A 14,136-nucleotide genomic window follows, 5' to 3' on the forward strand; every position below is an offset into this window, starting at 1 on the left:
GCGGCGCCGTCAGTCGTCGCTGCTTTCCTTGTATTTGAGCTGCTGGAGCAGGAGGTTCGCGGCCTCCGCCTTGGCCTCCAGCCGGGCGTAGTAGGCGGTCAGGCGGGTGCGGTAGTCCCCGGCCTTGGTCTTGATGTCGTCGGACCGCCGGGTCATCTCGGTGTTGTCGGCGTCGAGCTGCGAGACGATCCGGGCGATGTCGCCGCTGTCCTTTGCCGCGATGCCGTTCAGCGTGGTGTAGAGCCGGTCGGCCAGCCCTTGCGAGAAGTCGAGGTCCACCGATCCGGTCTGGCCGGTGTAGACCAGCACCAGCCCGGCGAAGGCGGTACCGTCGTTGCCGATGATGCGGTTGCCGCTGACCCGGAACAGCGTGTCGTCGCCGTCCACCGACGCGCCGGACAGGGTGCCGTCCTCGGCCACCGTGATGTCCAGCGTGACGTCGGTGCGGCCGAGGCTGCGGTCGTAGCGCAGCAGCTTCAAGTCGGTGGAGGAACTGGTCATCTCCAGCCCGAGCAGCGTGCGCACCCCGTCGATGTCGCCGGTCAGGGCGGCGTTCAGCGCCGTCTCGTCCACTTTCAGCGTGTTGTCGCTGGCGAAGGTGATGCCCAGGCTGGCCAGCGACAGGGTGTCGCCGTCGTCCGTCGTCACCTTTGCGTTCAGGGCGTCGTAGACCGTCTTGGTGACCTGCCGCAGCAGGCTGTCCGCGAACAGGGTGGCGTCGCTGTCGGCGGTGCCGCTGCTGCCGACGGTCTGATGGCTCTGGGCGAAGGCGCGGAAGGCGTTGTAGGCGTCCACGAAGCCGGTGATCGCGCCCTTGATCGACGACAGGTCGGTGCCGATCTCCACTCCGATCGTCTGGCCGGGCAGCGCGGCGTAGAGGTCGAAGGTCAGCCCGTCGACGGCGTCGGCGATGGTGTTGCTGCTGCGCTCCACCCGCACCCCGTCCACGGTAATGACGGCGCTCTGCGCGGCCACCAGCTCGTTGGCGTAGCCGCCGTCCGCGTCGGTCAGGCCGAGGTCGGTCAGAACGCCGCTGCCGCCGTCATCGAGTGTGATCGCCTTGCCGGTGTCGTTGGCGGTGAGGATCAGCTGGTACTGGCTGTCCGTGACCTTCACGATGCTGGCGGTCACACCGCTGGTGGATTTCCGCGCGTTGATGGCGTCGCGGATGTCGGTCAGAGAATCCCCGGCCTCCACGTCGATGGACACGGCGGTGCCGCCCGCGACGCCCAGCGTGAGGGTGCCGGACTGGCCGAGCGCGGCGCCCTGGCTGGCGGTGGTCGCGGCACCAATCTTGTGGCGGGTGGCGAGCTGCTCCACGACGATGGAATAGGTGCCGGTCTCCGCCCCGTCCGCCGCGGTCACCGACAGCACATCGCCCGCCGCGGTGGAGCCGCCGCCCGACAGATAGGCGGTGCGTTCCTCGAACAGGTTGCTGCCGGCGCCGGTCGAGACGCTGCGGTTGCGCAGCCCGTCCAGCGACGTGTTCACCGCCAGCAGCAGCGACTGCATGTCCTCGTAGGCGGCGATCCTGGCCTCGTTGGCGGTGATCGTCGTGTCGATGCGGTCGGCGCGGGACAGGCGCTTCTGCACCGACGCCTCGATCAACGCCGAATAGTCGATGCCCGTGCCCGACCCGCTGGCGATCAGCGACGAACTGCCGGTCGATGCGGCGGTCGAGGATGAGGTTGAGGACACCGTCGTCATGCGGGTCTCCGGGGACGGGAAGCCCTCTCCCCGGAGGGGAGAGGGAAGGAGTGGGTAAACAGCCTTACCGCAGCAGCTGCAGCAGGTTCTGCGGCATCTCGTTGGCCTGGGACAGCACGGCGATGGCCGCCTGGGTCAGCACCTTGGTCGAGGCCAGCTCCGCCTGCTCCGCGGCGACGTCCACGTCCATGATCGCCGACTGCGCCGCCTCGGTGTTCTCGATGGAGGTGTCGAGCACCTGGCCGCGGAACTCGAAGCGGGAGATCAGGGCGCCCACGTCGGCCCGCGCGCTCGACAGGGTTTCCACCGCCGTGTCCAGCGCGGTCAGCGCGGCGCTCGCCGTGGCGGAGGTGCCGACGTCCAGCGTGCCGATGGACAGGCCGGTGGTGTTCACGTTGGCGATTGTGACGGTGATCTTGTCCGTGCTTTCCGTGCCGACGCGGAAATCCACGCCGTTGGCCCAGGCGCCGTTGCCGTCCAGCAGAGGGTCGTCGTTGAAGCGGGTGCCCGACGCGATGCCGTCGATCTCCTCGATGAGTTGCTGGAACTCGGCGTCCAGATAGCCGCGCTCGGTGTCGGTGACGGCGCCGGACAGCGACTGGGTGGCCAGCGAGCGCATGCGCTGCACGATGTCGGAGACGCGGGACATGCCGCCGTCCGCTGCCTGGAGGATCGAGGAGCCGTGCGAGGCGTTGGTCGCCGCTTGCTTCAGCACCGTGATGTCGGAGGTCAGCGAGGTGCCGACGGCCAGACCCGCCGCATCGTCCGACGCCTTGGTGATGCGCGAGCCGCTGGCGATCTTGGAGACCGAACTCGACTGGTTCTCGGAGTTGATGTTCAGGTAGCGCAGCGCGGAGTTCGCCGCCGTGTTGGTGGAGATGACGGGCATGATGTGCCTCCTGGTCGGAGCCTGATCGGATGGTGGGGCCGCCTGTGCATCAGCCCTCATTGCGTCTCACGTCCGGCGCCGCGAAAGCTGGCGCGGAATCTTTCGATCAGAGGAAATCGTTCAGGTTGGTCTGCTGGAGGATCTTCATCAGGCTCATGGTCGATTCCAGGTTGGCCTGAAGCTGCGACAGGCGCGTCGTCGCCTCCGCAAGGTCGATGTTGCGGATGTCCTCGACGTGGGTCTGGAGGACGAGCTGCTCCTCCAGGTGGCGGTCAATGGTCCGCTCCAAAGTGGCGGAGGCGGAGCCGAGCTTCGTCTGCACCACGGTCAGCCCGTCCGCCGCCGCGTCGGCGAGGTCGGACGCCTCGTCCACCAGGGCGGTGTCCACCGGGTTGGTCGGCATGTTGGCGATCAGGCTGATGGAGCGCAGCGCCTTCTCGATGGCCGGGTCGTCGGCGGTGACGCCGTACTGGACGATGAGGTCGTCGGCGGCCTGGAAGTAGGAAACGCTGCCGTCGCCCTTGTAATAGGTCGTGTCGGCGGCGGAGGGGCTGGTCGCCGCCGGCAGTCCGTCCAGCGACACCGGCGCGCGGTCGGTGCGGCCCCCGGCGAACAGGTAGCGGCCTTCCTGCCGGGTGTTCAGCAGCCCGGCGAACTCCGTCATCAGGGCCTGCGCCTCGCTTTTAATGCCATCCGCGGCGCCGCTGCCCGCCCCCTGGAGGCTGGCGACGAGGCTGCGCACCCGGTTGGCGAGGTCGATCATCCCGCCCACGGCGTCGTGCATGGTCTGGATGCGCCCGTTGACCACCTCCCCCTCGTCGACGTAGCGCTCGGAGCGGCGGTAGTGGCTCTCCAGGTTGACGAGGCGGCCGCTGTCGCCAGCGATGCCCTTGTAATCGACCGACGCCTCGCCGGTCGCTGCCTGGACCTGGGCGGTGGCCACCCGTGACTCCGCCGCCAGCATGTAGCGGACGAGCTGGTTCTGGTGGTTGAAGGTCGCGATCCGTTCCATGCCGGCCCCTTTTCATATGCCTCATGCGCCGGCTCTCGGCGGATGCCAGCGGCATCCGCCTGCCGCCAGCGGGAACACAGTTCCCGCGAGAGGCGGGCTCCGGCCGCATGCGCGGCCGGGACCGCAGTCGCGGTCCAAAGCGGATTGCAATCCGCTTTAGCGGACCAAATTCAACGCCGTGTCGAACATCTCCTGCACCGCCTTCATGACCGCGGCAGCGGCCTGATAGGCGGATTGCAGGTTGCTGATCGCGGCGGTTTCCTCGTTGACGTTCACGCCGCTCTGCGAGGCCATCGTGGACTCCAGCCCGCTGGCGTAGGAGTCCTGGTCCTCGTAGGCGGTGGCGGCACGCGAGGCGGCGGTCGCCGCCCCCTGGATGATGGCGCCCGCATACTGGGAGAAAGTCCCCGTCCGCCCGGACAGGCCACCCGCCGTGTCGAAGGACTGCGCCCCGGAGAAGGTCGTATTCAGCGCCTGCGCCACCGAGCCCTCGCCCGCGGCCAGCGCCGATCCGCCGGCGGCCAGCGTGGCGGAGGTGGAGAGCGCGCCGGTCGCCAGACGCCCGCTGTCCCGAGCGATCGCGTCGCACACCCTGAGGTCGGCGGCGCCGGTGCCGGTCAGCAGGTCGTTCAGCCCGAAGCGGGCGGAGAAGCCCTGGCCGTCCGCCCCCGCCGTGCCGTCGCCGCCCAGGGCCACGCCGTTCGCGGCGTTGTCGGCCTGGATGACCAGCCGCCCCTGGGCGTCGAGATGGGCCGAGAGCGAGTCCATGGCGTCGATGGCGTCCACCGCGTCCTGCACCGTGGCGTAGGCGGAGAGGTCGAGGTCCAGCACCTCCACCGCCGTGCCGTCCGCCGCCGTGACGGCGACGCGCAGCGTGCCGCTGCCGTTCAGGGCGTCGCTGCCCGCCACGCCGGCGCTGCCGGTCAGGACGTTGGGCGGCGGGACGGCGGTGCCCTGGTTGTGGAGGACGTTCAGCGTGTCCTTCAGCGTCAGGGCCAGCTCGTCCAGCCGGGCCTGCTGCGCCGGCAGGTCCCTGTCGTGGACCTGGATCAGCCCGCCCAGGGTGCCCGAGGAGACGGAGCCGGTGACGTCCTTGCCGTCGATGGTGATCGGGTTGAAGCTCGTCCCGGCGCCGACCGTGGTGGCGGGCGTGTAGGACAGCCGGTGCACCGCGGAGTCCAGCAGCGACGTGCCGGAGGATGTGGAGACCCGGACCATGCCGTTGGCGTCGGTCTGGTAGCGGATGTCGATGTCCCCGGCGAGGCTCTTCAGGGCGGTGTTGCGCTGGTCCTCCAGGTCGCCGGTGTCCTGGCCGAGCGCCTTGCCGGTCTGGATGCGGTCGTTCAGGTCCTTCAGCGTGTCGAGCGTGCCGTTGATGCGGGTCACCGTGTCGGCGATGGCGTGGTCGGCCTCGCCGCGCAGCTCCTGCACCGCCTTGGCGGTGGAGCGCAGCGTTTCCGCCACCGCGGTCAGGTCGTCCACCGCCGCCGCCTTGGCGCTGCCGCTCTCCGGAGAGGTCGCCAGCGTGGCCAGCGTCTCGCCCAGCGTATCGATGACCGAGCCCAGCGAGGACACGGAGGTGGTGGCGCCTAGTCGCTCCTGGAAGCGGTCCAGATAGTCGCTGACCGCCCGGCTGAGGCCCAGCCCGGATTGTGCCGCGACCAGCGACGTCATCAGGTAGCGGTCAACCGTGCTGCCGATGCCGGCAACCTCCACTCCGGTGAGGCCGACGGCGGTGTCGCTCGTCGTCGGCTTGGCGGTCTTGCGGGTGTAGCCCTCCGTACCCGCGTTGGCGACGTTGGCCGAGGCGACCGCCATGCCCACCTCGTTGGTGCGCAGCGCGGAGGTGGCGATGCTGCCGGCGACGCGCAGGGACATGATGACTCTCCTGTGCGGCGGGTCAGACGGTGACGGCGATGGTGCGCTTCGCGCCCGCCGCGCGACCGAGCGCCGCGTAGGAGCGCGCCGGGCCGGACACGGAGGAGGCGGCGCGCAGCGCGGCGCCGATGGCCGCTTGCCGGGCCTGCCGGGCCTTGGCCTGCGCCTCCAGCGCGCGCACCGACCGGCCGAGCGGGGCCAGCGCGCCGTCCAGCGCCTTGCGCACCGCCAGCCGGGTTTCCAGGGGGACGCGCTTGCTCTGCGCCGCGGCCAGCGCGTCGCGCAGCGTCCCGGCCTGGGCGTGCAGGAGCATCTGCATGGCGCCGGCCGCCCGCAGGGCGTCCACCGCGCGCCCCTCCCGCGCGGCGCTGGCGGCGCGTTGCGCGTGCCCTTCCAACTCCGCGACGAAGCGGGTGATGACCGCCACCGGGTCCGGGCGGGCGGTGGGCTTGGAAGATGGGAGCGGGTTGTGCGGGGTGGGGAGCATGGCGGTCTCCTTGATGTGTTCCCACTCCCTCTGGGGAGAGAGATCCGGTCAGCCGCGCAGGGCGCCGGTGCGGCGGTAGGCGGTGGCGGCGCGCTGGGCGCTGCCGGTCTGGCGGATCACCGCCTGCACCGCGGCCCGCGCCGCGGCGATGCGCGCCCGCAGGCCCAGCAGGTCGTCGATCAGCGCGAGGCGCTCCGCCGCGTCAGCGACCGGCCGGGACCGGTGACGGTCCACCCGCCGGGCGAGGCGGCGCAGTTCGGCGTCCAGGGTGGCCTCTCCGTCGAGAAGCGGTTGCGGCGGGTGCATGGCCGTCACTGCCGTCAGCGCTTCATGGCGATCAGCGTGTCCATCATGTCCTGCGAGGTCGTGATGACCTTGGAGGCGGCGGAATAAGCCTGCTGGGCGACGATCATGCGGCTGAACTCGTCGGTCAGCTCGACCGTCGAGCTTTCCAGTGCGCCCGCCGTCACCGTCCCGGCCTTGGCGTCGCCCGCCGTGCGGAGCTGGTATTGCCCGGCTCCCGCCGTCTGGGTGAAGGTGGTGCCGGTGACGCTTTCCAGCCCGTCGGCGTTGGCGAAGGTGGCGATGGGGATCTGGTAGATCGCCCGCGTCTCGCCGTTGTCGAAGACGGCGCGGACGACGCCGTCCTTGCCGATGGTCGTGCCGGTCAGGGAACCGGGCTTGTAGCCGTTCTGCGTCGTGGTCTCGACGCTGACCGAGGGCGTGCTGTCGCCCGACGCGTGCTGCGTCAGGCCGTTGTTGCTGTTGGCGGTGCCGAGGTTTAGCGCGACCGCGCTGCCGCCGGCCCCGGTGGTCCATCCGTCGACGGTGAAGGACAGGGCGGACAGGTCGGCGGCGGTCGTCGTGCCGTCCGCCGCCACCGTGGCGGCCGAGGCCAGTGTGCCGTCGGTGTTGAAGGAAAGCTGGATGGGGAAGCCGGCGATGGTCCCGGTGGTCCGGGTGGCGTCGGAGGACAGCACGGGGTCGGAGGCGTCCAGCTCCCACGTGTTCTCGCCGGTCTTGGTCCAGCTCAAGGTGATGGAGTGGCTGACGCCGAGGCTGTCGAACATCTCCATGTCGGTGGTGAAGCTGTCGCCGGTCTCCGCGTCCGAGGGCAGGTTGGCGTCGATCCCCATGGTCGAGGTCGCGTTGGGCGTGCCCCTGATGTTGGCGACGTTGACCGGGACGAGGCTGTCCACCGAACCCTTGTTGCCGGCAGCGACGGTGCCGTTGGCGTTCAGCGCCCAGCCGTAGAGGTAATAGCCCTCGCTGTTCGACAGGTAGCCCTGGGCGTCGGTGGAGAAGGAGCCGTTGCGGGTGAAGGCGACGGTGCCGTCCGCCGTCTCCTCCGACACCACGAAGAAGCCCTCGCCGTTGATCGCCATGTTGGTGGAGACCGACGAGGACTGGATCTCGCCCTGCGCGCTGATGTTGCGGTAGGTGGTGGCGAGCACGCCGCCGGTCTGCTCGTCGATGGTCGCGGTCTTGTTGATGTAGGAGTTGAAGTTCGTCCCGGTGCTCCTGAAGCCGGTCGTGCTGGAGTTGGCGATGTTGCTGGAGATGGAGGCGAGCGCCTTGCTCTGCGCCATCAGGCCGGACGTGGCGCTGTACATCGCGCTGGTGATGCTCATCGTCGCACCTGTTGCAAGGAAGGGGAGAGGTCTGGGAGGAGGCCGGGAGGGGGCAGCTCAGCTCAGCGACAGCACGTCCTCGGCGGGCACGCTCACGCTGCCGATGCCCAGCGCCGCGCTGATGCCGGAGGTGTCCACGGAGGTGACCGTGCCCTTGATCCGCGTCTCGGCGGCGATGGCGGCCTTGCTGGAGTCCAGCGCGGTGACGGTCAGGCTGTAGGTTCCCGACGTGTGGACCGCGCCATCGCGCCCCGTGCCGTCCCAGGTGAAGGAATGGCTGCCCTGGCCGGTGGCGCCGCTGTCCTGGTAGACGATGGCCCCGTCCTCATCGCGCACCGTCAGGGTGACCGACGCGGCCTCGCTGTTCAGCGAGTATTCCCAATTGGCCGCGCCGTTCTGCAGGGCGGTCGTGTCGCCCTCCGCCGTCACCGTCCGCCCGAGATAGCCCAGCGCCGAACTGCCGGTTCCCAGCGCCTGCACCGCCGAGGTCAGCTCGTCCAGCTTGTCGCTCATGGACATCTGCTGCTCCAGCGAGGAGAGCTGCACGAGCTGGCTGGTGTACTGGGCGGTGTCCACCGGGTTGGTGGGGTCCTGCACCTCCAGCTGCTTCAGCAGCAGCGTCAGGAAGGACTGGTAGCTGCCGGCCAGCGAGGCCGAGGAGCTTTTGGCGGACGAGGTGGTCGTGACGGTCGAGGAGCTGAGCGAGTCAACCTGCATGGCGGCCTCCGGGATGCAGCCTCCCCGTCGCGGGAATCGGGGATTCCGCGTCCGTTTCGGCGTGATGATCCAGCGTGTGGTCCGGGAGGAGGCACCGCAGGGCGGAGCGTTGTCCCGTTCTGTGGCTATCCACGGAGGGGATCGGAAAAGCTGGCGGACTTTTTTCGGAGATGCTGGAGAGAGGTGGGAGAGGCCACACGGTGCTGTCAGGTTGGCGGGCGCGCCCTGTCGGTGGCAGGCTTCCGGTCATAAGCACGTCCATCAACCCGTACCGCGGCTTCCGCTTTCCGGCGGCGATCATCAACGAGGCCGTATGGCTGTACCATTGCTTCAGCCTGAGCCTGCGCGAGGTCGAGCTGATCCTGGCGGCGCGCGGTATCGAAGTCAGCTACGAGACCATCCGGGAATGGGGCCTCCGGTTCGGGCGTGATTTCGCCAACACCCTCAGGCGTCGCCGGCCGAAGCCAGGCGACAAGTGGTTTGTCGACGAGGTGTTCATCCGCATCCGCGGCAAGCAGCACTACCTGTGGCCTGCCATCGACCAGGATGGCGTGGTCCTCGACTTCTTGGTCCAGAGCCGCCGCAACACAAAGGCAGCCAAGCGCTTCTTCCGCAAGCTGCTGAAGGGGCTGCGCTATGCTCCACGTGTCCTGGTGACCGACAAGCTGAAATCCTACGCGGCAGCGAAGAAGGATTTGAAGCTGGGCAGCAGGCATCGGCAAAGCCCCTACCTGAACAACGCCTGCGAAGTGTCACATCAACCGACCCGACGGCGCGAGCGGCACATGAAGAGGTTCAAATCCGCCCGGCATGCCCGGAGGTTCCTCTCCACCCACAGCCCGATCCACAACCATTTCCAGCTGCGCCGCCATCTGATCTCCGCCACCGAGTACCGTGCCACCCGAGCGCGCGCCTTCACCATCTGGCGCGAGGTGACCGGCCTCGCCCTGACCGCCTGAATCATCCAGAACGCAGGTTGTTCAGACCCTCATCTCGTCAACCGACCTTGAAGTTGACAGTACCCACGCGTCTGCTGGAGCGGGCGCGCGAGGCCGGCACCCCGGTTTTCCACATCGTCCACCACGGCAAGCCCGGCGGCGCCCTGTTCAACCCGGAAGGCCCGCTGTCCGGCATCGTCGCCCCGCTGATCCCGCTGGACGGCGGGACGGTGGTGGTGAAGCACCTGCCCAACGCCTTCGCCGGGACCGAGCTGGACTCCCTGATCCGCGCCACCGGGCGCAAGGAGCTGATCGTCGCCGGTTTCCAGACCCACATGTGCGTCAGCAGCACGGTGCGCGCCGCCCTCGACCTCGGCTGGCGGACCACGGTCGTGGACGCGGCCAGCGCCACCCGCGACCTCCCCGACGGGGCCGGCGGCGTGATCCCGGCCGAGGCGCTGCACCGCGCCAACCTCGCCGCCCTGGCCGACCGTTTCGCCGTGGTCGTCAAGGACAGCCGGGCCTGGGCGTAAGGACGGCGCGAGGCAAGGCGGCGGGTCATGGCGCGTCCCGCCGCCTCGCCACCATCCCGCCGGACCACGCAGCGGGGAGGAAGCCGCCAGACCGGATGCCGGCAAGACCCTGGCGAAAGACCCTGGCGAAGGCGCGGACCGGCGCGGCGAAGACGGCGTTGGTGTGGCTGAAGGCGTTGCCCGGAACGAAGCGCACGTGGCCATTGCGCCCCGCCCAGTTGAAGCGCGGGCAGAAGACCGGGATGCCCCCACGTCCTTCTCCAGCGCGACCAGCAGCGGTGAATCCGTTTCAACACCTTCAGGAGGAAGGGCCGGGCAGCCGTTCGCCGCCTTTTAAAAAAGGCGGAAGGGCCGACCGCGCATCACCCGACCCCGGACAGTGCCCGGCACCGACGCTTCCGCGCGCCGAAAATTCGCACGCTCCGCAAAAAGAGGTTTGTTGGAGCACAAAACTCAAGTTATCATATTCCAGTTGATGCAATCGCATTGCGATTGAATAATGGATAGATCAAGGAGATCGCGCGTGGACGTGATCGCTGAACTGACGAGCCTGATCGGCGTCGACGCCGTCCTGACCGCCCCCTCCGATCTGGATGCCGTCACCGAGGACTGGCGCGGGCGTTATCGCGGACCGGCGCTCTGCCTCACGCGTCCCGCCAACGTCGGGCAGGTGGCCGACGTGGTGCGCTGCTGCGCCAAGCACGGCGTGCCGGTCCTGCCGCAGGGCGGGAACACCAGCCTGTGCGGCGGCGCCGTTCCGTCGGAGACGGGCCCCGCCCCGGTCATCCTCAGCCTGACCCGCATGCGCGCGGTCCGCGCCATCGATCCGGTGAACAACACGATGGAGGTCGAGGCTGGCTGCGTCCTCGCCACCGTGCAGGAGGCGGCGGCGGCGGACGGGCGACTCTACCCGGTCAGCCTGGGCGCCGAGGGCTCCTGCCAGATCGGCGGCACCATCGCCACCAACGCCGGCGGCACCTCGGTCCTGCGCTACGGCAACACGCGCGAGAACGTGCTGGGGCTGGAGGTCGTGCTGGCCGACGGCACCGTCTGGTCGGGCCTCTATGGCCTGCGCAAGAACAACACCGGCTACGATCTGAAGCATCTGTTCATCGGTTCGGAAGGCACGCTCGGCATCATCACCGCGGCGACGCTGAAGCTGCACCCGCTGCCGACGCGCCACGCGGTGGCGTGGGTCGGGATGGCGTCGCCGGAGGACGCGCTGACCCTGCTGACCCGCGTGCAGGGGCGCAGCGCGGCCCGGCTGTCGGCCTTCGAGATGATCAACCGCCTGCAGCTCGATCTGGTGTTCGGCCATGTCCCCGGCCGCCGCAGCCCGATCGAGAGCGAGGCCGACTGGCATGTGCTGATCGAACTGTCGGACAACGGCTCCGGCGAGGCGCTCGACGACGAACTGCAGGCGATCCTGGAGGACGCCTTCGCCGACGGCCTGCTGAGCGACGCGGCGCTGGCGTCCAGCGAGGCGCAGCGCCACGCCATGTGGGAGATCCGCCACAGCGTGTCGGAGGCCAACAAGAAGGCCGGCGTCGGCCTGACCACCGACTGCGCGGTGCCGCTGTCGGCGGTCCCCGCCTTCATCGCGGCGGCCACCGCGGCGGTGCGCGCGCTGGTGCCCGACCTGCCGGTGATCGTCGTCGCCCATCTCGGCGACGGCAACGTCCACTTCATCCCCTTCTTCAGCTTCGACGCCTGGGAGGCCGCCGCATCGGGTGACCGCGACGCGCTCGCCGCGGCGCTGCGCCACGCCGTCAACGACGAGGCCGCCCGGCTGAAGGGCACCTTCAGCGCCGAGCACGGGGTCGGCCGCGTCCAGCTCGCCGAGATGGCCCGCTACAAGCCGCCGGCGGAGCTGGCGCTGATGCGCGCCGTCAAGCGGGCGCTCGACCCGCAGAACATCCTCAATCCCGGACGGCTCCTGCCGCCCGGCTGATTGTCCCCGCCCTCCCCGCCCATCCGCCGTCCCGGCCCATCCTCGAGGAGTTCCGACATGAGCACACGTCAAACCGGCTGGTCCCGCCGCACCCTGCTGAAAGCCGGCGCCGCCGGCACCGCGGCGCTCGCCATGCCGGCGATCTGGAGCCCGGCCCGCGCGCAGAACAAGCGCATCGTCGTGCGCGACGACGGCGGCATCTACACCAAGGCCTATGGCGAGGTCTTCTACAAGCCCTTCACCGCGGCCACCGGCATCGAGGTCGTCGGCGTCCAGGCCAACGCCGAGCCGACCGCGCAGATCCGCTCGATGGTCGAGGCGAAGTCCTACACCTGGGACATGGCCAAGATCAGCGAGCCGGCCATCCTGATGCTGACCGCCGGCGACAAGCCGATGCTGGAGAAGCACGGGCTGGAGAACGATCCGGCGGTCGCCGCCATTCCCAAGCAGTACATGTCGGAATACGGCGTCGGCACCAACGTCTACACCACCGTGCTGGCCTACCGCACCGACGCCTTCAAGGGCCGGAAGGCGCCGGCCTCCTGGAAGGATTTCTACGACGTCGCTGGCGTCTCCGGCCGCCGCGCCCTGCGCAAGCATCCCTTCGACACCATCGAGCAGGCGCTGATGGCCGACGGCGTGCCCACCGGCGAGGTCTATCCCTGCGACTTCGACCGCGCCTTCAAGGCGCTGGACCGCATCAAGAAGGACATCCCGATCTTCTGGACCAGCGGCGCGCAGGTCGAGCAGATGCTGATCTCCGGCGAGGTCGATCTCGTCCCGACCTGGGTGTCCCGCCCGCAGGCGGCGATCGCCGCCGGCGCCCCGGTCGGCATCGTCTGGGACCAGAACATCTGGGGCCTCGACAACTGGGCCATCCTGGCCGGCACCCCGAACGCCGACGCCTGCCGCCAGTTCATCAAGTTCACCTGCGATCCGAAGCGGCAGGCGGAGCTGGTGAAGTACTTCCCAGCCGGCGTCACCATGCCCGACGCCTTCAAGCACATCGATCCGGCGATCGCCCCCAACTGCCCGACCTTCCCGGCGAACATCGAGAAGGGCGTCAAGATCAACGCGCAGTTCTGGCTGGACAACCAGCAGAAGGCGCTCGAGCGCTACAACGCCTGGCTGCTGAGCTGAGGCGCCGGGACGCTCCGTCCCGACTGAGGACCCGCGACCGGATCCGCCCGCAGGACGGGACCGGTCGCGGGACTCCCGCATTTTTCCCCACTTTCTTTTCGACGCGAGGAGACCTGCCATGTCGTCGTCCAGCCTAACCGTCCAGGGCCTCGCCAAGCGCTACGGTGATTTCGTGGCGCTCGCCCCCACGGATCTCGTGGTCGCCGACGGTGAATTCCTGACCCTGCTCGGCCCGTCGGGCTCGGGAAAGACGACGTTGCTCAGTCTGCTCGCCGGGCTGGTTCCGCCCGACGAAGGAATCGTGCGGATCGGCGCGCAGGACGTGACCTACGCCCCGCCCTACGAGCGCGACATCGGCGTGGTGTTCCAGAACTACGCCCTGTTCCCGCACATGACGATCGCCGAGAACATCGCCTTCCCGCTGAAGATGCGGAAGATCCCGGAGGCCGAAGCGAAGAAGCGCGCCCGCGAGGCGCTGGAGATGGTCCATCTGCCGCACATCGCCGGGCGCTACCCGCGCGAGCTGTCGGGCGGCCAGCAGCAGCGCGTCGCCCTGGCCCGCTGCATGGTCTACAAGCCGTCGATCATCCTGATGGACGAGCCGCTGGGCGCCCTCGACAAGAAGCTGCGCGAGCACATGCAGCTCGAGATCAAGCATCTGCACCGCGAGTTGGGCACCACGGTCGTCTACGTCACCCACGACCAGGAAGAGGCGATGACGATGTCCGATCGCATCTGCCTGATGAACGCCGGCCGCATCGAGCAGCTCGGCACGCCGGCCGATCTCTATTTCCGCCCGCGCACCCTGTTCGTCGCCGACTTCCTCGGCGAATCCAATCTGCTGCCGGCGGTGCTGGGTCCGCGGCTGGGCGACGAGGCGGAGATCCGGCTGGGCAGCGCCGGCATTCCAGGCCGCGCGCTCGCCAACGGCCAGGACCTGCCGCCGGGCACCCCGGTGCGGGTTATGGTGCGCCCGCAGAACCTGACCATTGCCCGTCCGTCGGACAACAGTGCTTCGGCCGTGATGGGCCGGGTGTCCGACGTGATGGTCACCGGCAGCCTGACCAAGGTCTACATGCAACCGCTCGACGACGCCCTGCCGCCGCTGGTCGCTGCCTTCGCCACCCGCAACGAGGCCGAGGCGATCCGCATCGACGACGTGCTGGCGCTGTCCTGGGACAGCCGCGACGCTGTGGTGATCGCGGACCGCGGCCCGGCGGCCATGCCCGCAACCACGGCCAAGGCGGCCTGAC

Annotated in this window: 14 protein-coding genes; 5 read left to right on the forward strand and 9 right to left on the reverse strand. The window is 69.3% G+C overall.

Features of this window, described 5'->3' with window-relative positions; all coding sequences use genetic code 11:
• Nucleotides 1-9: 9 nt before the first annotated feature.
• The 8 genes from fliD to ACWPXE_RS23330 form a co-directional block, all read right to left on the reverse strand.
• A complete protein-coding gene (gene fliD / locus ACWPXE_RS23295; RefSeq protein WP_454019717.1) occupies nt 10-1,707 on the reverse strand; it encodes a flagellar filament capping protein FliD in 1,698 nt (565 codons plus the stop codon).
• 64 nt (nt 1,708-1,771) lie between these two features.
• The gene (locus ACWPXE_RS23300; protein ID WP_038529252.1) at nt 1,772-2,596 is read right to left on the reverse strand and encodes a flagellin; all 825 of its coding nucleotides are present in this window, start codon (nt 2,594-2,596) and stop codon (nt 1,772-1,774) included.
• A 106-nt stretch (nt 2,597-2,702) separates the two neighbouring features.
• Complete coding sequence (locus tag ACWPXE_RS23305; RefSeq protein WP_454019718.1) at nt 2,703-3,608, reverse strand: flagellin; 906 nt, start codon at nt 3,606-3,608, stop codon at nt 2,703-2,705.
• A 156-nt stretch (nt 3,609-3,764) separates the two neighbouring features.
• Entirely contained in the window at nt 3,765-5,486 is a 1,722-nt protein-coding gene (gene flgK / locus ACWPXE_RS23310; RefSeq protein WP_454019719.1) for a flagellar hook-associated protein FlgK, read from the reverse strand.
• A gap of 22 nt (nt 5,487-5,508) precedes the next feature.
• Entirely contained in the window at nt 5,509-5,973 is a 465-nt protein-coding gene (locus ACWPXE_RS23315; RefSeq protein ID WP_454019720.1) for a hypothetical protein, read from the reverse strand.
• A 48-nt stretch (nt 5,974-6,021) separates the two neighbouring features.
• Nucleotides 6,022-6,279: a hypothetical protein gene (locus tag ACWPXE_RS23320; RefSeq protein ID WP_454019721.1), complete on the reverse strand. Its 258-nt coding sequence runs from the start codon at nt 6,277-6,279 to the stop codon at nt 6,022-6,024.
• 14 nt (nt 6,280-6,293) lie between these two features.
• Nucleotides 6,294-7,604 (reverse strand): flagellar hook protein FlgE, encoded by a 1,311-nt coding sequence (flgE, locus tag ACWPXE_RS23325; protein WP_454019722.1) that lies wholly within the window; start codon nt 7,602-7,604, stop codon nt 6,294-6,296.
• 57 nt (nt 7,605-7,661) lie between these two features.
• Complete coding sequence (locus tag ACWPXE_RS23330; RefSeq protein ID WP_454019723.1) at nt 7,662-8,321, reverse strand: flagellar hook assembly protein FlgD; 660 nt, start codon at nt 8,319-8,321, stop codon at nt 7,662-7,664.
• 248 nt (nt 8,322-8,569) lie between these two features.
• Between ACWPXE_RS23330 and ACWPXE_RS23335 the strand changes: the two genes are divergently transcribed.
• Together ACWPXE_RS23335 and ACWPXE_RS23340 are read left to right on the forward strand one after the other, a co-directional pair.
• Nucleotides 8,570-9,280, forward strand: a complete 711-nt coding sequence (locus ACWPXE_RS23335) for an IS6 family transposase (protein ID WP_454020052.1) — start codon at nt 8,570-8,572, stop codon at nt 9,278-9,280.
• A 53-nt stretch (nt 9,281-9,333) separates the two neighbouring features.
• Nucleotides 9,334-9,792, forward strand: a complete 459-nt coding sequence (locus ACWPXE_RS23340) for an isochorismatase family protein (RefSeq protein WP_454019724.1) — start codon at nt 9,334-9,336, stop codon at nt 9,790-9,792.
• Between the two features lie 25 nt (nt 9,793-9,817).
• Here the strand turns inward: ACWPXE_RS23340 and ACWPXE_RS23345 are convergent, their stop codons facing one another.
• Complete coding sequence (locus ACWPXE_RS23345; RefSeq protein ID WP_454019725.1) at nt 9,818-9,988, reverse strand: hypothetical protein; 171 nt, start codon at nt 9,986-9,988, stop codon at nt 9,818-9,820.
• Nucleotides 9,989-10,315: 327 nt separating this feature from the next.
• On the opposite strand from ACWPXE_RS23345, the gene ACWPXE_RS23350 reads away from it, so the two are divergent.
• From ACWPXE_RS23350 to ACWPXE_RS23360, 3 genes are all read left to right on the forward strand, one after another.
• A complete protein-coding gene (locus tag ACWPXE_RS23350) occupies nt 10,316-11,743 on the forward strand; it encodes an FAD-binding oxidoreductase (protein WP_454019726.1) in 1,428 nt (475 codons plus the stop codon).
• A gap of 57 nt (nt 11,744-11,800) precedes the next feature.
• The gene (locus tag ACWPXE_RS23355) at nt 11,801-12,883 is read left to right on the forward strand and encodes an ABC transporter substrate-binding protein (RefSeq protein WP_454019727.1); all 1,083 of its coding nucleotides are present in this window, start codon (nt 11,801-11,803) and stop codon (nt 12,881-12,883) included.
• A 118-nt stretch (nt 12,884-13,001) separates the two neighbouring features.
• Nucleotides 13,002-14,135, forward strand: a complete 1,134-nt coding sequence (locus ACWPXE_RS23360) for an ABC transporter ATP-binding protein (RefSeq protein WP_454019728.1) — start codon at nt 13,002-13,004, stop codon at nt 14,133-14,135.
• Nucleotide 14,136: the final 1 nt, after the last annotated feature.

Source organism: Azospirillum sp. Marseille-Q6669 (genome assembly GCF_965111635.1).

Coding starts and splice junctions, on each gene's coding strand:
- ACWPXE_RS23305 (WP_454019718.1), bottom strand. CDS start 3,608: ATGGAACGGATCGCGACCTTCAACCACCAGAACCAGCTCGTCCGCTAC.
- ACWPXE_RS23320 (WP_454019721.1), bottom strand. CDS start 6,279: ATGCACCCGCCGCAACCGCTTCTCGACGGAGAGGCCACCCTGGACGCC.
- ACWPXE_RS23315 (WP_454019720.1), bottom strand. CDS start 5,973: ATGCTCCCCACCCCGCACAACCCGCTCCCATCTTCCAAGCCCACCGCC.
- ACWPXE_RS23300 (WP_038529252.1), bottom strand. CDS start 2,596: ATGCCCGTCATCTCCACCAACACGGCGGCGAACTCCGCGCTGCGCTAC.
- flgE (WP_454019722.1), bottom strand. CDS start 7,604: ATGAGCATCACCAGCGCGATGTACAGCGCCACGTCCGGCCTGATGGCG.
- ACWPXE_RS23355 (WP_454019727.1), top strand. CDS start 11,801: ATGAGCACACGTCAAACCGGCTGGTCCCGCCGCACCCTGCTGAAAGCC.
- ACWPXE_RS23360 (WP_454019728.1), top strand. CDS start 13,002: ATGTCGTCGTCCAGCCTAACCGTCCAGGGCCTCGCCAAGCGCTACGGT.
- fliD (WP_454019717.1), bottom strand. CDS start 1,707: ATGACGACGGTGTCCTCAACCTCATCCTCGACCGCCGCATCGACCGGC.
- flgK (WP_454019719.1), bottom strand. CDS start 5,486: ATGTCCCTGCGCGTCGCCGGCAGCATCGCCACCTCCGCGCTGCGCACC.
- ACWPXE_RS23330 (WP_454019723.1), bottom strand. CDS start 8,321: ATGCAGGTTGACTCGCTCAGCTCCTCGACCGTCACGACCACCTCGTCC.